The organism is Methylophaga sp., assembly GCF_009711715.1.
Lineage (GTDB): Bacteria > Pseudomonadota > Gammaproteobacteria > Nitrosococcales > Methylophagaceae > Methylophaga.
On sequence record NZ_VENF01000013.1, the window covers coordinates 103,893 to 123,727 of the forward strand.

Consider the following 19,835-nt stretch of genomic DNA (forward strand, 5'->3'; position numbering starts at 1 on the left):
CTTGCCGGCCGCGCTTGGTACAATGCGCGCCATGATAAATTTCATTGGATTTTTTTTCCTGCCAACTGATAGGGCTGAAGAGGCCGCGCATGATTAAGTTCAGCCAGGTGTCGCTGCGCCGCGGCAGCAAACTACTGTTTGAATCAGCCAACCTGATTATTCATCCCGGTCAACGTATCGGCCTGACTGGTGCCAATGGCACCGGCAAGTCCAGCCTGTTTGCGCTGTTACGCGATGAGTTGCATGCCGATGCCGGAGAAGTATCAATACCTGATAGCTGGGTCACGGCCCATGTGGCTCAGGAAACACCGGCTGTAGACACTTCCGCTATCGAGTATGTGCTGGAAGGCGATACCGAATTGACCCGGCTGCGGCAACAGCTGGCTGCTGCTGAAGCCGCCGGTGATGGCCATCGGCAGAGTGAACTGCACGATAAAATACTCAGCATTGATGGCTATGCTGCCGAAAGTCGTGCCGGTAAACTGATGCATGGTCTGGGCTTTAAGAACGGCCAGGAAAACTGGCCGGTGACGGCTTTTTCCGGTGGCTGGCGCATGCGTTTGAATCTGGCTCAGGCGCTGATGTGCCGGTCGGATTTATTACTGCTGGATGAGCCGACCAATCACCTTGATCTGGAAGCGGTGTACTGGCTGGAGGACTGGCTGCGATCCTATCCAGGCACCTTGCTGGTGATTTCGCATGATCGTGATTTTCTGGACCGCGTCGTGACCCACGTCGCCCATATCGAACACCAGCGCATCAAGCTTTACACAGGAACGTATTCAGACTTTGAGCTGGCCCGAGCCGAACATCTGGCCAATCAGCAATCGGCTTATCAGAAGCAGCAGCGTGAAATTGCCCATATGCGCAGCTTTGTGACCCGCTTTAAGGCCAAAGCTACAAAAGCACGGCAGGCGCAGAGCCGTATTAAGGCCCTGGAACGAATGGAGCGGATAGCTCCGGCCCATGTGGACTCGCCGTTTCATTTCAGCTTTCTGCCACCGACACGGCTGGCTACACCCTTGCTGAGTCTGGATAAAGCGGCCGTCGGCTATAGTGATACACCGTTGATCAGCGATATTGAACTCAGCCTGGCACCCGGCGATAGGGTAGGCTTGCTCGGTCCCAACGGCGCTGGTAAATCCACGCTGATCAAGCTGATTGCCGGCGTGCTGGCACCGCTCGCCGGTAAACGCCGCGAGGCCAAGGACATCCGCATCGGCTATTTTGCCCAGCATCAACTGGAACAGTTGCGTCCTGAAGATAGTCCGCTGCGACACATACAGCGTCTGGATCCAAAGGCAACAGAACAGGAACTGCGAGACTTTCTGGGTGGTTTCGGTTTTAACGGCGACAAAGCGCTGGAAAAGGTAGCGCCGTTTTCCGGTGGTGAAAAAGCGCGTCTGGTTCTGGCTATTCTGGTTTATCAGAAACCGGCTCTTTTATTGCTTGATGAGCCCACAAACCATCTGGATCTGGAAATGCGGCTGGCACTGACCGTTGCTCTGCAGGAGTTTGAAGGCGCCCTGGTAGTAGTCTCGCATGACCGGCACCTGTTGCGTACTGTGGCGGATGATTTGTGGCTGGTAGCAGAGGGGCAAGCCCGTTCTTTTGATGGTGATCTTGATGATTATCGTCAGTGGTTGCTCAATCAGGACCGGCAGGAGAAAAAGCCGGCTGAGCAGACAGTCTCTAATAAAAAGCAGGACCGTCAGGCCGCTGCCGCACGCAGGCAGAAACTGCAGCCAATTCTTAACAAGGTCAAGACGGCTGAAAGAGAGATGGAAAAATTGACCCGGGCACTGACGGATCTGGAAACACAGCTGGCTGACACCGCGCTCTACACAGATGCAGCCAAGGACAAATTGAAAACAATGTTACAACAGCAGGCGGAACTGAAAGCCGCTTTGGAACAAACAGAAAGTGACTGGCTTGAAGCCAGCGAACAACTGGAATCGGCAGAAGCCGACGAGGAATAATTGTGGCATTAATGTCATTAAAACAAGTGACCGTCAGTTATGGCGGTCCCAATCTGCTGGATAAAGTCGATTTTCAGCTGGATCGCGGTGAGCGGGTCTGTCTGGTCGGCCGTAATGGTGCCGGTAAATCGACCTTGATGAAATTGATCGCCGGAGAAATCAAAGCGGACAGTGGTGAAATCATCGGCGCTCAGTCGATTAAAATTGCCCGTCTGGAACAGGAAGTGCCCATTGGCACTCATGGCAGCGTATTTGATGTGGTCGCTGCCGGGCTGGGTGAAATTACGCCACTACTGGTGGAATATCATCACTTATTGCATCAACTGGAGTCCGATACCAGTGAAGCCCTGCTGAATAAACTGGAAAAGGCGCAGCACAAACTGGAAGCTGCCGACGGCTGGTCAGTGGAGCAGCAGGTGGAAACAGTGATTTCACGCCTGTCTCTGGATGCCGATGCCGATTTTGACAGTCTTTCCGGCGGTAAAAAGCGCCGGGTTCTGCTGGCACAGGCGCTGGTCAAACAACCGGATATTCTGCTGCTGGATGAACCGACCAACCACCTTGATATCGAGTCAATTACCTGGTTGGAAGGCTTTCTGAAAAGCTACGGCGGCACCTTGTTGTTTATTACGCACGATCGGACTTTTCTTCAGGCGTTGGCTACGCGGATTGTGCAACTGGATCGGGGGCAACTGGCGAGTTTTCCCGGCGACTATCAGAATTATCTGAAAAAGCGTGAAGAAATGCTGGCGGCCGAAGCCGAGCAACATGCCCAGTTCGATAAGCGGCTGGCGCAGGAAGAAGTCTGGATTCGTCAGGGCATCAAGGCGCGGCGCACCCGTAATGAAGGTCGTGTCAGGGCGCTGGAAAAAATGCGTAAAGAGCGCAGCCAGCGGCGTGAACGTCAGGGCAGTGTCAGCATGCAACTGCAGGAAGCTGACCGTAGTGGCAAGCTGGTGATTGAAGCAGAAAATATCGGCCAGAGTTATGACGGAAAAATCCTGTTTGAAAACTTCAGCACGGTCATCCAGCGCGGCGATCGTATCGGTATTATCGGTCCCAATGGCTGCGGTAAAAGTACCTTGCTGTCGATTCTGCTGAAACGGCAGGAACCTGAAAAAGGCGAGGTCAAACTCGGTACCAATCTGGAAATCGCTTTTTTTGATCAACTTCGCAGCCAGTTGAATGAAGAGGAAAGCGTGGTACAGAACGTGGGCCAGGGCAGCGACCATGTTGATGTCAACGGCAGCCGCAAGCACATTATCGGTTATCTTCAGGACTTCCTGTTCACCCCGGAGCGGGCAAGAACTCCGGTTAAAGCATTATCAGGCGGCGAGCGAAACCGTCTGCTGCTGGCGAAGCTGTTTACCCAGCCGGCCAACTTGCTGGTGATGGACGAACCCACCAATGATCTGGACGCAGAAACCCTGGAACTGCTGGAAGATTTGCTGCTGAATTACAGCGGGACGCTGCTTCTGGTCAGTCACGATCGTGCTTTTCTCAATAATGTGGTGACCAGCAGCATTGTGTTTGACCCTGATGGTGGCCTGCGTGAATATGTCGGTGGCTATGAAGACTGGTTGCGCCAGTGGCGGCAGTCACAGAAAACCACCGAGACTAAACCGGCCAAACCCCAGGGAAATAACAATAAACCGGCACAGAAAAAGAAATCCAGCCTGACCTATCAGGAACAACTGGATTTAAAAGCTTTGCCGACCAGAATTGAAGAACTGGAAGCCCGCCAAAAGGCTTTTAATGATGAGATGTCAGATCCGGCTTTTTATCAGCAGGATGCGGATAAAATTACTCAGGTTCAGCAGCAGGTGGCAGCGCTGGAGGCGGAGCTTCAAGCCGCCTTTGAGCGCTGGGAAACCCTGGAAGCCAAACAGCGCGCCGAATAAAAAAAAGCCCCGCTCCAGCGGGGCTTTTCAGTTTATGACAATCTGTGGTTATTGATCCAGCAGAGCATCGCGGTCATCCGGATGTTTACGCGGTAAAATCCACATCTCATACATTGAGACCAGCCACATAAAAGCAAATGCCAGTGCCATCGAGCCGCCGGCGATAATCACAAGCCAGGCAAAGTTTGGATTCAGCTTGGTTAACCACCAGGATGCAATATCGATAAGCAAGAAAGCATAAGGTGTGATAATCGCAAGCACTTTGAGGGGTTTGGGAACACCGGCTGCCAGACTGAAAATCAGGCCGACGAACATGAAGATGAAGGCAATACCGAACAAGTGAATGTGTGAGACTCTGGCCAGTGACTGGAAAGACGCGCCAGTGTCTACCAGTGCCCGCTCGCGGATATTCTCGAACTTGGCGTAATCCGGGATAGGCATGCCGGAGTCCGCATTGTGACAGGCGATGCACTTGGCTTCGAAGATGTCTTTGATGCCACTATTTTCATAAGCTTCTTCGGTCGCGCCCTGATGAATCCAGGTGATAATCGCTGCGCGCTCTTCTTCGGTTGCCATTGGCTTCATTGAGCCGTGTAACTTATTTTCCAGTAGCGAGTTACTGCGGTTGCCATAGTAGCTGTATACGATATCGTCCACTGACAGACCGTATTCACCATCTGCAAGACCGTGAGTCAGCTGGATTTGGACAAGAGCCATCAAGTAACCCACTGCCACCACTAACAGGTAGCCGGTAAAAAGTGCCTTTAGCGAAGTGCCTTGACTGGACAGGTTAAGATTGTGCGGTGAAGCCATGGTCATTCCTTTACTGTTTATGCGGGCATTATGTTATTACATTCAGCCATGGATGAGTAGCAACTCCTGATTATTGCTGGCTGAATACGGTTTTTAATAATTCGGTGGTGCGGGCAGCTGGATTTTCGCGGATTTTTTTCTCCTCTACTGCCAGCATGGTGAACAAACCATCAAGCGCTTTTTGTGTAACGTAATCGGGCAGATCCACGTTCAGTTCCTCACCGACAACCGGCACACTGGCGATCCTGTCGCTGATTTGATTGTAATAATGGGTTGAACCTACCTGGTCCAGCGATTGTTCAATACTGGGACGGAATAATTCGGTTAGCCGGCTACTGGTCTGCTCTTTGAAATACTGAGTGGCAGCGTTGTCCGGACCATTAAGAATGTTTTTGGCATCTTTAATCGTCATATTCCTGATGGCATCAACCATAATCGAGCTGGCTTCCGGGGCCGCTTCTTCAGCCGCGCGGTTCATGCTGGTCTGAAACTCGTCGGCCAGATCGCTCATGCCCACCTGACGCAGCAGATTGCCAACCTTCTCGACCTGGGGCGGCAGAGGAATACGAATCCTGGGGTTGCCGAGGTAACCGTCGGTCTGGCTGACGGTGTCAATGGCGCGTTTGCTGCCGATACTGAGCGCTTCCTTGAGACCCGATACCATTGTGCTGCTATCGAGCGTGCTGGTGGCATTCTGCTCACCGGGTAACAGCGTTTTGCCAGCCTCTTTCAGATCATCCAGCATGGTGTTCCAGTCAGCGCTGGCAGTATTGAGCATGAGAAAGGGACTGAAAAGCAAGGTGATTACGAACGCTCTGGCTTTCATAACGATTTCCTTTTGCTTATTGCAGCGGCATTGCTGACAACGTTTGACTTCATTGTCGCTGATGCAGTAACGCAGTCAAGTTAAATACGGGCTGAGATGATGAATAATAACGATGACAGCTTGAGGTTAATTTCGAAGCTTTTAAACGGCATTCATCGACACACAAATTATTGTCTGCCGATCAAGGCTGAATCCAGTTGATTTCACGTGCCGTACGATCACCTACCATGGCAGCCCGTAAACTGGAGGGCATCATCGCTTCATTTTTATTTAGCGAAATGCGACCAGCCATAATTTCGGCATTCGAAGTTCGAAAATAAACCCAACCATCTGTTCCATACAGATAGTCTGTGTTTAGAATCGATTGACAGTTCAAGGTCCACCTCAGCCCGCAGGCGTTGGGCATAACCGAATGATTATGCTACGCGGCGAACTCCCTGTCCGTTTATCCCCATGGATGGGGTGTATGCAGAAGCATCGTCAGGAACGATGCCTGCGCCCCAAAATGGGCAATTCCCGTGCACCTCACGGTATTGTTTTAACCCTTCGGTTAAGATATTGTTCGCCGCGTTGATGTCCCTGTCGTGCAAAGTCTCACACTTGAGGCAACGCCATTGCCTGACTGAGAGCGGCAATGCCTTAAGCTTATGCTCGCAACAGGAGCAGGTTTTGCTGCTAGGATACCAGCGGTCAACCACAACAATATCACGGCCGGACCAGCCGGCCTTGTATTCCAGCATACGCCGGAGCTCACCCAAGGCATTATCAGACAACGCCCTGGCCAGTTTGTGATTTTTCACCATGCCTTTCACGTTCAAATCTTCCAGGCAAATGACTTGGTTTTCGCTGATAAGCCTGGAACTGGTCTTATGGTGAAAATCACGCCGTATATCGGCAATCCGTTCATGCAACCGTGCTATTTTCAGGCGTATTGCCTGTCTTCGATTTGACCCTTTCTTGCGACGGGCTAAAACCCGCTGCAGCCTGGCCAGCTTGTGCTGGGCCTTGTGGTACGATTTCACCGGCGCGATTTTCTCGCCGGTTGAAACCGTGACCAAATCCTTGATGCCGACATCCAGCCCCACGACCATAGGCACTGCCGGCCTGGCCTCAAATACTTCCTCGCAGCTGAACGAGACATAGAATTTACCTGACGCAGTTTTGCTTAACGTCACCATCTTGGGCACGCCGGCCACGCGCCTGGACCAGCGCAATTTCAGCTTGCCTAGCTTGGGCAGTTGGATAGATTCTGCGCCCGGGGTATTGCTGAAGGCTCTGGCAATATGGCGCTGGTCCAGCTGGTAGCGGATGGATTGCTTGTCATGCTTGGATTTAAACTTCGGAAAGCGGGCACGGCCATCGAAAAAGGCCTTGAACGCCTTGTCCAAATCAATCAGTTTCTGGGTATGACAAGCGGCGGTGGCCTGCCTCAGAAAATCAAAGCGGCTGGTCTTTTTAATTTGGCCAATGAGTTTTGACAGGCCGACATAGTTGAGTGATTCCTTGCGGCGCTGCCAGGCCTTGTTTCTGGCGTTGAGTGCGAAGTTGTATACGAACCGGGCATGACCAAACTCAATGGCCAGCTGTTGCTGCTGCGCCCGGGTTGGGTAAAACCGGAATCGGTAACTTCGCTGAATCATTGAATAAATACAACATAAACAGCTTGTTATGTCAATCTATTCTCAACATTTTCTCAAGCATTGATTCGCTGAAAATTGTCCTCGTCGCAAGCTCCAAATGACTTAACAGGCTGCGCCTGTTATTTTCCGGGAATTTTGTTCCAGACAAAATTCAAAACCGGATCCGGTTCAGGTTGGAGGTATTATCCGGTGTGTGTTGATAAGCCCGATAGCGCAGTTTAAGACTCCAAAAGCTGGCATTGAACATGCCGGCATCTTCTGGTAGGGCGGGTGGCAGTGAGGTAATTGGCTGTCCCAGCTGAGTGATGACAGGTTGCTCAACAGCGAGTTCAAACTCGCGACCACTTCGACTGAAGAACTGATCGATTGCCTGAAAGTCAGTATGCCAAGCAGAGTAACAATACGGACATGACGGAATGAAAAGACTTTCATCAGCGTTGGTTATTATGACAGGCATAAAAAAAGCCGGTCAGCTCAAGCTGACCGGCCTTCGAATTCTATATGCAAGCCATTATCCCGGGACAACGTTTTCCGCTTGTGGACCTTTCTGTCCCTGAGTCACCTGCATCGTGACGTTTTGTCCTTCTTTCAATGTTCTGAAGCCCTCTGCCTGAATCGCAGTATGATGAACGAAGACATCCGGGCCATCCACCTGTTCAATAAAACCGAATCCTTTAGCATCATTGAACCACTTAACCTTTCCTGTTACTTGATCTGCCATAATCAACCTCAATCTTTAAAACAATGTCAGCGCTTTCCAGTGCCGACGAACTAACCCTAACTGCTTCAAACGAAGCTTATTGCATTGTACGCCTAAAAAATGCAAAGAAGTCAGCATTTTGCGTCAATAAATGCAAAAAAAATTGTTAACTGTTCGTGTTTTTTTAAGCCGGATTTTAAGCTGATCTGGCAATAAATATAATAATATCAATAACTTAAAAAGAAAGTGGATAGTCGGAGAAATCAGAAGTCAATCAGCTTAATAAATGGCTTCTGATTATCAAAAGTTCGCATTTCTGCGCGGGTGATAGTTATGAGGCTTACTCAGGAACAAAATCAGCCGGTGGTGCAGAGCCGTCACCGAAGAAGAATTTTTCCATTTCGGCTTTCAGAAAAGCCTGTGATTTGGGGTCAGCCAGCGACAAACGGTATTCATTGATCAGCATGGTCTGCTGACTCAGCCACATTTGCCAGGCTTCCTTGGAGACCGACTCATAAATCTTTTTACCCATTTCTCCCGGGTAGGGGGGAAAGTCGAGACCTTCAGCTTCTTTATTGAGTTTGACGCAATGAACAGTGCGTGACATAAGTGCCCTCTGATAATTAATTCAACGATTTCAAAAATGATTTCACCGGTGCCGGCAGGCCCAGTTCAAAAGTGTCCTTTATTCTATACCAGTTGCCATAATCTTTGTCGGCGACACCATTAACACTGCACTGCAGCAGAGTAGGGTAAATCTCTAGCCTGAAATGGGTGAAGACATGCTGTAATGGTGATAATGCCCTCTGGGAATGAATTTGTAATTGCCAGCGCTGCTGACAATATTGCCTGGCGACCTCTCCGTCCCTCATTTCCGGAAAGCTCCACAAACCACCCCAGATTCCCTGTTGCGGACGTTGCTCCAACAGCACCTCGCCAACCTCATTTTGCATGACCAGCCAGTGTGTTTGCCGGGTTGGAATATTTTTTTTGGGCTTTTTGCCGGGATAGGCCCCGGGTTGACCCAATGCATAAGCCTGACAATGTGTCTGCATAGGACAGCGCTGGCAGTCCGGTTTGCTGCGAGTGCAAAGAGTCGCACCTAAATCCATTTGTGCCTGGATATAGTTGGCGATGCGTTGCTCCGGAAGTAATTCCTCGGCGTATTGCCAGAGCCGGTTCTCGACCTGTTTGATGCCGGGCCAGCCTTCGACAGCAAAAAAGCGGGCCAACACCCGTTTGACATTGCCATCCAGAATCGGAAAGCGCTGATGGTAGGCCAGGGTTAATATGGCACCGGCAGTTGAGCGGCCGATACCGGGCAATTCCATCAGGGTTTCAAGGCTGGCGGGCATATGGCCATTGAACTCATTGACAACCAGGTGCGCTGTTTTATGAAGGTTTCGGGCCCGGGCGTAGTAACCGAGGCCGGACCACTGGGCCAGTACCGCATCCTGTTTGGCGGCAGCCAGCGTTTCAATATCCGGAAAGTGCCGGATAAAGCGTTGATAGTAGTCAATAACGGTACTGACCTGGGTCTGCTGCAGCATGATTTCTGACAGCCAGACATGATAGGGCGTCGGTTTCTGCTGCCAGGGCAGGTCCTTACGGCCATGCTGGTCATACCAGTCAAGCAAGGCTTGTGCGAAATTGAAAGTTTTGGCCATAGTCAGACAGAAAAAAAGCCCACGACTGCTCCTGAGTCGTGGGCTGGATCATTAGTTTGGATCTAGAAGAAGTTTTTCAGTTTGTCCTTAACCGCATCTTCCAGTTGTTTTTCGGGAGCTTTTTCTTCTTCAGCCGGTGCTTCTTCTGCGCTGGTCTCTTCGCCGCTAGCGTCAGTTTGCTCGGTTTCAGCATCGGTCGCTGACTCTTCTGTGTCAGCTTCCGTTCCTAAAGCACCACCTAGCAGACCACCAAGATCGTCACCCAGTTTTTCTTTCAGCTTTTCTTCTGCCTTGCCCTTGAGTTCTTCCTTGGCTTTATCTTTGACCATACCGGCCAAATCAACACTGGGTTTGGGGTTGCTGAAAGTACCGGTGATTTTGACCGGGATGGTCAGGCCTTTCAATTCAGCCAGTTCCTTGCCGCCCTGACCGGAGATGGTACCCACAACCGCGACTTTCAGATTGTAGTCAATGGTCTCACTGGGCAGGCTGGCCTGACCGGCCCCATTGATGCGCAGCAGGGGGGATTTGAGTGCCAGGTCCTGGTTATCAATGACGCCGTTATTGGCGGTGAAAGTCCCACTCAGGGTGGAGAAGTCAGTCTGTACCGGTGCATCTGATTCAGGCAGCTTCTGGCCGGACAGCGCTGCTTTTGCCTTGCGAATCGCTTCGGCGATGTTGATGCCTTTGAGGGCACCATCGGTGAAGGAAAAGCCCCCATTGCCGCTCAGGGTCTGCTTGATTTCCTCGACGGTTGCACCGCTGCCGTTGAGTTTGGCATTGGCATTGGCTGTGCCGGTAATCTTGGCCTCGCCGGTCATATCCTTGAGCAGGGGTTCTGCCTGAACGCCTTTGACACTCTCGTCGATAGCCAGTTTAAGTTTGTCACCGCGCGCATCGAGACTGACGTTACCGTTATATTGACCCTGATACAGGTCAGCGCGCATCGGTGTCAGCTTTACCAGGCCGTTTTCTGCATTGATGGTGACATGGATGTTTTCGCTGGTCAGGCCACTTGCTGTCATTTTACCGATATCGATGCTGCCTTTGGCATTGATTTGACGCAGCGTATCCAGCGGTAACTGGCTGGGGCCACCCGCCGCAGTGCTTGCCGGAGAGCCTGCCGGCTTGGCCTGGCTTTCTTCAACCGGTGGCAGATAGCGATCCAGATCAATTTGATCCAGTTTCAGATTGAAATTGAAGCCGGGATTAGTGAAGTTGTTGACGGCAAACTGGCCGGTGAGCTTGCTTTGGTCCAGAATCAGGTCCAGTTGTTTGGCATTGACACTGGAAGTTGAGCCTTCCAGTTCGGCGCTCAGCGCCACTTTTTCCAAAGTGCTGTTATCGGCCATTGTCGGCAGTTCAATATTCATATCATTCGCTAGCTTACGCAGGTTGAAGGGTTGAATATGAACATTGCCGGCAAAGCCCGGGTTGTCACCCAGAATGTTATTCGCCTTGATGTCTCCTTCCATCAGCAGTTCCTGCAGCTTGAGGCGCAAAGCTGAAAGCGTGACGGTCTGTTGATCCAGGTTGGCGCTGACATTGCTGGTCAGTTCCAGTTGCGCCTGTTCACCCGGCAGCGAAGGCGCCGTGATGTCAGCCGTCAGGTTAAGCCCGTCAATCGTGGTTTGCTGACTGGCAAGATTGCTGTTGACCTGTCCGGTCAGCTTGGCATCAATAGACTGCTGTTCATTGTTGGCTTTGGCCGTCAGCACCATATCGCTGACCGTGACCAGTTGTTTGGCCATATCGGCATTGATATCACCTTCCAAAGCCAGATCAGCCTGTGAGAACGGCAATGCCTTGCCCTGGGCGATAGTGGTGAAGTTCAGATCGGTGAGGGCATATTGCTGTTTCTCCATGTCTACCATGACGTCAGAGTTCAGTGTGACATGGGCTTTGACTTCCGGCTTGGAACTAATCAGGTCAAAAGCCATATCCAGCGAGGTCGGTTCGCCCGGCACCAGTGGATCGGTAGTCAGATTGAGGTTACGCAGTTGGTAATTGACGCCCTGAGAAGCATCAGACCACAGGATGTTGGCGTTTGAGAGTTTGACGCCGGCGATGCTGACAGCTGCCAGTGCAGGGCCGGCTTTGTCTTCGCTCGGCTTGGGCTGTTCCTCGGCCACTTCTTCAGCCTGAGTCAGATCCTCCCAGTTGGTCTGACCTTCTTTATTGGTTTCCAGATTTAGGACAAGACCATCAAGTACAACGGTGTCCATTTCCAGTTGCTTTTTCAGCAGCGGCATTAGTTTGATGCGGATTTCTGCCTGTTCAACTTTGGCGAAGGAATCAGCCTTGAAACCCTCGGCATTACTCAGTGAGAGAGGGCCGAGTTCCAATGCAATCCATGGGAAGACCGATAGCTCTATATCACCCTGCAACGTCAGGTTACGTCCGGTGACTTTCTCTACCTGAGTGGAAATTTCATCTTTATAGTCGTTGGGATCAACAACAAATGGCAATGCGACCAGACCGGCCACGATAATCAAAATGATGGCAAAAAGCAGTTTTAGGGCAATGCGCATAGTCAATATATTCCGTTTATGAAGAGAAATCCTGCAATACCCCATCATGATAGGACATGATGGCGGTTTTATGAACCGTGCCTGACGGTGAAGTTGAACAGCTCGTAATCCAGCGTACTGTCAATCATACCACTTGCGACAATGACATACGGTTCACCGTCATCTTTCACCCTGAGACGTCGTTTAGGTGAATACAGCCCTTTTTCCGTTATCATGGAAGCCGGCTCCTGTGGTTTATCATTCGGCAAAATCAGTGCCGGATGCAGCTCCGCTTCACCATCAGGTGTACAAAATACCGGGACAGGTTTGCCATCAATAAGTTCAAGGCCCACGACTGTCTCGCCGTCCATATCGACATACAACCATCTGATACTGGCCAGCTTGACAGCAAGATCCTGTTCAAAAATACCAACAAAATCACCAATATTCAGGTGATAGCAGCTTTCTGTGGCGCGTTTGGCCATCATGCCGCCGCTACTCTGGTTGGCCATATGCCAGTCCAGCGCATTGGTCAAAGAGCCACGCAGGCTCTGGTGAATGGCATTGATACCGTGAACCATTTTCACAGTGCGGTGTTTGCCTGACTCCAGCCGGTGATAGCGTCTTTCATGGGTTGTGTTGAGCTGGGGAATGACTTTTTTCAGCAGTCTCAGCTCAGTATCCATTGAAGCATGAGGTCGCGACTTGGCATCCCTGAACAGGTTCTCGATATAAAGCAGCGCCGGTTGGGTATTGAGCAGACGAGTGGTAGGGCGCTGGCGAATGTCCGGTGGCATTTTAACCATGGCTTGCGGCATGAGGTCACTGTTGGCATCAATGCAGAAATGACCTGTCAGCATGAAGTTGCTCGTGGTACTGATGAGCTTATCGCTGAGCATGCCGGTTTCAACCTTATCAGTGAACTCGGTCATCAGCCGGAACAGCCGGAACACATCAAAACGCGCCAGGCTGTAGGGATCAGACAATGCTGTCAGCGTGATTTGTGTGTAAATGTCGTGGAAGCTTCGGCTTTGATACTGTTCCTTCAGGTTTACCGACTGTTGCAGGGTAGCGGCCTGCTCATGATACAGATACTGTTGATGTAACCAGCGCCAGGCACCCGAAGGGGCTTTTCGGTAATACTGAAAGGCATGCAGGATCAGCAGTGCCTGTTGTTCGGTGCTACGGTTGAGGCAGAACAGCAACAGACTGTTATTGTCCGGTGTCGCGCCCTGTTCATAAGGCTGGCGGGCAAGTTGCTGGTAACCGACACCCAGTTTGGCAATCAAATCACTGACGCCACGGATCGCACGCAGGTTTTCAGTAGTGACATAAAGATCTCTTTTTACAGCTGAGATATCACGTGTGAACATTAAATCCTGAACCGCCGTGCGATAGATTTCCAGCAATTGCAGCATCTGCATGGGTTTTAGTTTGAGGCTGCACAGCGGAGTAATATTTTTGAGCAGGGTAGAAGCCCGCTGATTAGCATCTTTGGGCAACTGATTTATCCAGGTTTCCAGAAGGTTGGGATCTTTGATGGTATCAGTCTGATTCTGCGGCGCTGGGTCCGGGGCCTGAAATTCGATCGAAGGAAGATGTTTCGCCGGCTTTTTGCGCAGTTTCAAGCTGCTCAGCAATTTTCCGGTCCAGTTTGTTTTGTGTTTGATGCGCTGGGCGTCGTCAGCTTCGATGTTGCCATGGCTTGCCTGCTGCAGACGAATTTTCTCTTCCACCAGGTTAAGCGCTTCTGAGAAATTCGATTTACGCAGGGGTTTTCTTAGCACAATATCGACCGGCTCAGTGACATTGCCGGTATTGGTCAGCAGTGCGGTCAGGCCTTCGCTGCGTTTTTGCCAGGCCTGCTGGCCGATGTCGGTGTCGAAGGAATAGATTTCCAGATCAGCGTGGCCTTGCTCGACCAGAATCCAGTCGCTTGTCAGCAAATCGGCAGAGAGTCTGAGCATCGAACGCAGCGAGTTACGATCGATGCCATTGAGTCCTACCAGCTTGAGACGCAAAGTCGCCAACGCTAGACATCCTCCCCGAGCTCTTCTTCAATTCGTCGTATGCGCAGGGTTTTTATGGCATTGTCGGCAGTCTGTACCACTTCAATCACATAGTCTCCCCAGCGAATGCTGACGCCGGGATCAGGAATGCTTTCCAGATGTTCCAGAACGAAGCCGTTGATAGTTTTGGGACCATCCGTCGGCAGCTCCCAGTTATTACTGCGGTTGATTTCACGGATAGTCGCCGTGCCATTGATCAGATAGCTGCCGTCTTCCTGCGGATGAATTTCTTTGTCTTCATCAATTGTATCGGCAGTAAATTCACCGACAATTTCACGGAATATATCTTCCAGGGTGATCAGCCCCAGCAGATCACCGTATTCATCGACTACCAGGCCGGTGCGGCGACGGTTACGCTGAAAGTTAATCAACTGGGTATTGAGCGGCGTGCCTTCAGGCACGAAATAAGCATTTTTGATAATGGCGCGTAATGTCTCCGGCGTCAGATTGTCCTGGGTCAGGAGATGCAGCGCTTTTCGCAGATGCAGAATGCCGACGATGTTGTCCATCGTATCTTCATACACTGGCAGGCGCGTGTAACCGCAATGCGAGAGCTGTTTAATAATCTCAGGAAAAGGGGCGTTGATATCCAGCCCCTCAATCTCGTTACGCGGCACCATGACATCATTGACTGTGACTTTTTCCAGATCGAGGATACTCATCAGCATGTCTTTGTGACGCTTGGGAATCATGCTGCCGGCTTCGATCAGGGCGACCCTCAGTTCTTCGACGTTAATGGCAGTGGTGGCAGCATCTTCCGGGGAAACACCGAACAGCCGAACCATACGGTTGGTAATGCTATTGGTGAACCAGACCAGCGGGTAAAGGATAAACAGTAATGGTTTGAGTATGAAGCTGGCAGGGAAGGCCACCCGCTCCGGATGCAGAGCGGCCAGTGTTTTCGGCGTGACCTCGGCAAACAGCAGGATGATGAGCGTCAGCGCAAATGTCGCAACAACAATGCCGTTCTCACCCAGTAATTTGATACCGATTACGGTGGCAATCGCTGAGGCCAGAATATTGACGAAATTATTACCCAGCAGAATCAGGCCAATCAGGCGATCGGGACGGCTCAGCAACTGCGATGCGATCATTGCGCCACGATGACCTTCCTGCTCCAGATGCTTTAATCGATACCGGTTCAGCGACATCAGTGCGGTTTCGGAACTGGAGAAAAAAGCTGATAAAAACAACAAGCCAAACAGGATTAAAAACAAGACCAGTAAGGACGTCTCTTCAAGCATGAGTGTGTCAGTTCACCAGGTATTCGAGTACAAATTTACTGCCCATATAGGCCAGCAACAAAAAGCCAAAACCGCTTAAGGTCCATTTTACCGCGGTCTTACCTCGCCAGCCGTGACGTAATCGACCCCAGAGCAAGGCTGCAAACACACACCAGGCGATGATCGATAAAACGGTTTTATGCACCAGATGTTGTGCCAGCAGATCATCGACAAACATGAAACCGGTAATCAGTCCGATTGTGAGCAGCGCAAAACCGGTGATGATCAACTGAAACAGGCCTTTTTCCATGGTTTGCAACGGCGGCAGTTTACGGATGATACCGGCAACATGGTGCCGGCGTAGTTGTTTTTCCTGAATCGCCAGCACAACTGCCTGAATCGCTGCCAGCATAAACAGGCTGTACGCGGCCAGTGACAGCAAGACATGCCATTCCAGTGCCGGATCAGACAAGGATGGGGGCTCCGGAGAAGGGAGTTCCACCCGCAGCATCAGGCTGAGAGCAACCAGCGGGTAAACCACAATACCGGGATGTGAGTCGGGCATGCGGCTACCAACAATCAGGGCAATGAGAGCCATCAGCCAGGTCGCCACAGAGAAGGTTGAAAACAGGCCCAGATCCCAGCCGCCGGCCGCGTGCATGGTGAAGAAAATGTCGGCAGCATGGAACAGCAATGCCATGATGATCAGAATACCGACCGGAATGCCGGGTTTTACCGCTGACTGGCTCTTCTGCACGAAGCGCCGGATAAGAATTGCACTACTGCTCAGATAAAGCAGAAAAGCGAGAGCGTTGGCAATGGCCATATTTCATTCGATCCTTGGAGGATTTGTTATCTCAAACATTTAATGATAAACGATGTCATCCTGTCGGAAACAATATATCAGTTATACTATGGTTTTGAAGTATTAAACACTGGCGACAGCCGCCAGTCATCAAGGTGATCTATGTTTGACAGTTTAAGTGAAAGGCTGGGGAGTACGCTCAAGTCACTCCGCGGTCAGGGCCGTATCACTGAAGACAACGTAAAAGACACGCTGCGTGAAGTACGGATGGCCTTGCTTGAGGCCGATGTCGCATTGCCGGTCGTTCGCGAATTCATCGGCCGCGTCAAGGAACGCGCAATGGGGCAGGATGTCATGCGCAGCCTGACACCGGGGCAGGCCCTGGTCAAAGTCGTCAATGACGAGCTGATTGCGGTCATGGGCGAGGCCAGTCCCGGCCTCAATCTCAATACCCAACCGCCCGCCGTGATTCTGATGGCTGGTTTGCAGGGTGCCGGTAAGACTACCAGTGTCGCCAAACTGGCCCGCTGGCTGAAAGAACGTGATCGCAAATCGGTCATGGTGGCCAGCACCGACATTTATCGTCCGGCGGCGATTGATCAACTACAGACCCTGGCAGGCGAAGTGGAAGCCAAGTTCTTCCCCAGTCAGTCAAGTGAAAACCCGGTTGATATCGCTAAGAATGCGGTTGAGCAGGCCAAACGCGATTATGTTGATGTAGTGATTATCGATACTGCCGGCCGTCTGCATATTGATGATGACATGATGACCGAGATCAAACAGATCCATGCGGCCATCAACCCAATTGAAACCCTCTTCACGGTCGACAGCATGACCGGTCAGGATGCCGCCAACACGGCCAAAGCTTTTAACGATGCCTTGCCACTGACCGGTGTCATTCTGACCAAAGCCGACGGTGATGCGCGTGGTGGTGCAGCACTGTCTATCCGCCATATCACCGGCAAACCCATCAAGTTTATGGGTGTGGGTGAGAAAACTGCAGCACTGGAACCTTTCCACCCAGACCGTGTAGTATCTCGTATCCTGGGCATGGGTGATGTGTTGTCGCTGGTAGAAGAAGCCCAGCGTAAAATGGATGTCGACTCGGCTGAGAAGTTGGCCAAGAAGCTGAAAAAAGGCAAAGGCTTCGATCTGGAAGATTTCCGCGAGCAACTGCGCCAGATGGGCAAGATGGGCGGTATTGGTTCGATGCTCGATAAACTGCCCGGGATGGCCAATATACCCGATGCAGCGAAGAACCAGGTTAATGACAAGGAACTGGGCAAGCTGGAAGCAATCATCAATTCGATGACGCCCAAAGAGCGCCGCCGGCCTGATATCATTAAAGGTTCACGCAAAAAACGTATCGCTGCCGGGAGTGGCACCCAGATTCAGGACGTCAATCGTCTGCTCAAGCAATTCACGCAGATGCAGAAAATGATGAAGAAAATGGGCTCCAAAGGCGGAATGGCCAAGCTCATGCGGGGCATGGGCGGCAAATTTCCGATGGGTGGAATGGGCGGCGGAGGCATGCCATTTTAGGCCAGCTTCAGGCCATCAGTTACAATTAGTAAACTAAGACTTTGCAAACCAGGGAGACTTGCGTAAAATACGACGGTTTTCCGATCCAGTTTTTCAACGGGCATAAAGAATATGGTAACAATTAGATTGACTCGCAGCGGCGCCAAGAAGCGTCCTTTCTACGGCATCGTCGTCACTGACTCACGCAACGCGCGCGATGGTCGTTACATCGAACGCATTGGTTTCTTCAATCCGATCGCACGTGGTCAGGAAGAGAAACTGCGCGTTGATCTGGACCGTGCTGCACATTGGATTAGCCAGGGTGCACAAACGTCTGAGCGCGTTGCCAAGCTGATTGAAGAAGCACAAAAAGCAGCAGCTTAATTATTGACAGAGGTTCGGGTATGGCGGCGTCCGAGGAGTTCATCCCGGTAGGTAAAATATCCGGCGCCTTTGGTGTTAAAGGTTGGGTCAAGGTCTATTCCTTTACCGAACCGCGCACCAACATCCTGGAATATTCGCCGCTGTTCCTGTCGCGACAGGGAGAGTGGGTTGAAATCAAGGTGTCCGGGGGGCACAGCCAGGGCAAGGGTCTGGTGATGGGCATTGCCAATGTCACAGACCGTGATCAGGTTCAGCCTCTAATCGGCGCTGAGCTGGCGATTAAGAAAAACCAGTTGGAGCCGACCGGAGAGGATGAATTCTACTGGGCTGACCTGTTTGGCCTGAATGTCGAAAACCTCGACGGTGAGTTGCTGGGGCAAGTTGACCATCTGCTGGAAACCGGTGCCAATGACGTGCTGGTCGTGAAGGCAAAAGGTAAAGAGCGATTGATTCCGTTTGTACTGGATGAAATCGTCAAACTGGTTGATTTGGATAATAAGCTTATCCGGGTGGACTGGGACAAAGATTATTGAGGGAGCAAGGCTGATGCGCCTGGGTGTCATATCCCTGTTCCCGCCGATGTTTGATGCTATCACCGAATATGGTGTGACAGGACGAGCAGTCACACAGGGGATTCTGGAACTGAGTTACTGGAACCCCCGCGATTTCACCCATGACCGGCATCGGACAGTGGATGACAGACCCTACGGCGGTGGGCCTGGCATGGTGATGAAAGTGGCCCCGCTCAGTGAGGCCATCACGGCAGCGAAGCAGGAACTGGGTGACGATGCCAAAGTGATTTATCTGTCACCTCAGGGCAGGAAGCTGGATCAGCAGGCGCTGAAACAGCTGGCAGGCAGAGACAAAATGATTCTGGTTGCCGGGCGTTATGAAGGTATCGACGAACGCCTGATTGAAAAGCAGATTGATGAGGAGTGGTCGATTGGTGACTACGTCCTCAGTGGTGGTGAGCTGGCAGCGATGGTCTTGATAGACGGCGTAGCCAGATTATTACCGGGTGTACTGGGTGATGAGAACTCTGCAGAGCAGGATTCATTTGTCGCAGGATTACTGGATTGCCCGCATTACACCAGACCGGAAAAGTTATTTGACCAGCCAGTACCCGGGGTATTGCTGGGGGGTGACCATGAAGCGATTCGCAAGTGGCGCCTGAAACAGTCCTTGGGACGAACATGGTTGCGACGACCTGACTTGTTGGCGAATCAAACGTTAACTGACGAGCAGAGGGCGCTGTTAGAAGAATTTATTGCCGAGAGCGGGCAGGATTAGTTGGGAGTAAAACAATGAGTAACATTATCGAACAGCTGAACGCTGAACAAATGAAACAGGATGTCCCTGAGTTTTCAGCGGGCGATACTGTTGTTGTTAAAGTCAAAATCAAAGAAGGTGACCGTGAGCGTGAACAGGCGTTCGAAGGTATCGTGATTGCCAAGCGCAACCGTGGTCTGCACTCTGCCTTTACCGTGCGCAAAATCTCCAGCGGTGTTGGTGTAGAGCGTGTATTCCAGACTCATAGCCCGACTATCGCCAGTGTCGAAGTTAAACGTCGTGGTGATGTCCGTCGTTCTAAACTGTATTACCTGCGCGATCTGACTGGTAAAGCAGCACGTATTAAAGAAAAATTGTAATTCGGCGGTTCTGTTAGAAACCGGATGTCCCGTCCTAAAATACGTTGACAGTATTCATCACAGCCAGCGGTATTATGTCGCTGGCTTTATTATGCACTTCTTGAGGTGTTTTCATATTCAAGCTCAGGTGCGGCCTAAAGACATTGTA

Annotated in this window: 18 protein-coding genes; 7 read left to right on the forward strand and 11 right to left on the reverse strand. The window is 51.3% G+C overall.

Features of this window, described 5'->3' with window-relative positions:
- Positions 1-89: 89 nt before the first annotated feature.
- Together FH755_RS10695 and FH755_RS10700 are read left to right on the forward strand one after the other, a co-directional pair.
- Positions 90-1,979 (forward strand): ATP-binding cassette domain-containing protein, encoded by a 1,890-nt coding sequence (locus FH755_RS10695; protein ID WP_292441109.1) that lies wholly within the window; start codon positions 90-92, stop codon positions 1,977-1,979.
- Positions 1,980-1,981: 2 nt separating this feature from the next.
- Positions 1,982-3,880 carry an ATP-binding cassette domain-containing protein gene (locus tag FH755_RS10700; RefSeq protein WP_292441110.1) on the forward strand — a complete coding sequence of 633 codons (1,899 nt, stop codon included), beginning with the start codon at positions 1,982-1,984 and terminating at the stop codon, positions 3,878-3,880.
- A 48-nt stretch (positions 3,881-3,928) separates the two neighbouring features.
- On the opposite strand, the gene FH755_RS10705 is transcribed toward FH755_RS10700, so the two are convergent.
- From FH755_RS10705 to ccsA, 11 genes are all read right to left on the reverse strand, one after another.
- Positions 3,929-4,693: an elongation factor-1 alpha gene (locus tag FH755_RS10705; protein ID WP_292441111.1), complete on the reverse strand. Its 765-nt coding sequence runs from the start codon at positions 4,691-4,693 to the stop codon at positions 3,929-3,931.
- A gap of 70 nt (positions 4,694-4,763) precedes the next feature.
- Positions 4,764-5,519, reverse strand: a complete 756-nt coding sequence (locus tag FH755_RS10710; RefSeq protein ID WP_292441112.1) for a DUF4197 domain-containing protein — start codon at positions 5,517-5,519, stop codon at positions 4,764-4,766.
- Positions 5,520-5,935: 416 nt separating this feature from the next.
- A complete protein-coding gene (locus FH755_RS10715) occupies positions 5,936-7,159 on the reverse strand; it encodes an RNA-guided endonuclease TnpB family protein (RefSeq protein ID WP_292441113.1) in 1,224 nt (407 codons plus the stop codon).
- 151 nt (positions 7,160-7,310) lie between these two features.
- Positions 7,311-7,616: a hypothetical protein gene (locus tag FH755_RS10720; RefSeq protein WP_292441114.1), complete on the reverse strand. Its 306-nt coding sequence runs from the start codon at positions 7,614-7,616 to the stop codon at positions 7,311-7,313.
- A gap of 54 nt (positions 7,617-7,670) precedes the next feature.
- Positions 7,671-7,880, reverse strand: a complete 210-nt coding sequence (locus tag FH755_RS10725; RefSeq protein ID WP_292441115.1) for a cold-shock protein — start codon at positions 7,878-7,880, stop codon at positions 7,671-7,673.
- A 319-nt stretch (positions 7,881-8,199) separates the two neighbouring features.
- Positions 8,200-8,466 carry an oxidative damage protection protein gene (locus FH755_RS10730; protein ID WP_292441116.1) on the reverse strand — a complete coding sequence of 89 codons (267 nt, stop codon included), beginning with the start codon at positions 8,464-8,466 and terminating at the stop codon, positions 8,200-8,202.
- 16 nt (positions 8,467-8,482) lie between these two features.
- Positions 8,483-9,526, reverse strand: coding sequence for an A/G-specific adenine glycosylase (gene mutY / locus FH755_RS10735; protein WP_292441117.1), 1,044 nt, complete (start codon positions 9,524-9,526; stop codon positions 8,483-8,485).
- A gap of 62 nt (positions 9,527-9,588) precedes the next feature.
- Complete coding sequence (locus tag FH755_RS10740; protein ID WP_292441118.1) at positions 9,589-12,057, reverse strand: AsmA family protein; 2,469 nt, start codon at positions 12,055-12,057, stop codon at positions 9,589-9,591.
- Between the two features lie 68 nt (positions 12,058-12,125).
- The gene (locus tag FH755_RS10745; protein ID WP_292441119.1) at positions 12,126-14,066 is read right to left on the reverse strand and encodes a hypothetical protein; all 1,941 of its coding nucleotides are present in this window, start codon (positions 14,064-14,066) and stop codon (positions 12,126-12,128) included.
- A 2-nt stretch (positions 14,067-14,068) separates the two neighbouring features.
- Positions 14,069-15,349 carry an HlyC/CorC family transporter gene (locus FH755_RS10750; protein ID WP_292441120.1) on the reverse strand — a complete coding sequence of 427 codons (1,281 nt, stop codon included), beginning with the start codon at positions 15,347-15,349 and terminating at the stop codon, positions 14,069-14,071.
- Positions 15,350-15,356: 7 nt separating this feature from the next.
- Positions 15,357-16,154, reverse strand: coding sequence for a cytochrome c biogenesis protein CcsA (gene ccsA / locus FH755_RS10755; RefSeq protein ID WP_292441121.1), 798 nt, complete (start codon positions 16,152-16,154; stop codon positions 15,357-15,359).
- A 141-nt stretch (positions 16,155-16,295) separates the two neighbouring features.
- Here ccsA and ffh point away from each other — a divergent pair, with 141 nt between their 5' ends.
- The 5 genes from ffh (at position 16,296) to rplS (ending at position 19,687) form a co-directional block, all read left to right on the forward strand.
- Positions 16,296-17,675 (forward strand): signal recognition particle protein, encoded by a 1,380-nt coding sequence (gene ffh / locus FH755_RS10760; RefSeq protein WP_292441122.1) that lies wholly within the window; start codon positions 16,296-16,298, stop codon positions 17,673-17,675.
- Between the two features lie 111 nt (positions 17,676-17,786).
- Positions 17,787-18,038, forward strand: coding sequence for a 30S ribosomal protein S16 (rpsP, locus tag FH755_RS10765; protein WP_266237444.1), 252 nt, complete (start codon positions 17,787-17,789; stop codon positions 18,036-18,038).
- Positions 18,039-18,058: 20 nt separating this feature from the next.
- Positions 18,059-18,571: a ribosome maturation factor RimM gene (gene rimM, locus FH755_RS10770; RefSeq protein ID WP_292441123.1), complete on the forward strand. Its 513-nt coding sequence runs from the start codon at positions 18,059-18,061 to the stop codon at positions 18,569-18,571.
- A 13-nt stretch (positions 18,572-18,584) separates the two neighbouring features.
- Complete coding sequence (gene trmD, locus FH755_RS10775; protein ID WP_292441124.1) at positions 18,585-19,328, forward strand: tRNA (guanosine(37)-N1)-methyltransferase TrmD; 744 nt, start codon at positions 18,585-18,587, stop codon at positions 19,326-19,328.
- Between the two features lie 14 nt (positions 19,329-19,342).
- On the forward strand, positions 19,343-19,687 hold the full coding sequence (rplS, locus tag FH755_RS10780) for a 50S ribosomal protein L19 (protein ID WP_292441125.1): 345 nt from the start codon (positions 19,343-19,345) through the stop codon (positions 19,685-19,687).
- The last annotated feature ends 148 nt before the right edge of the window (positions 19,688-19,835 follow it).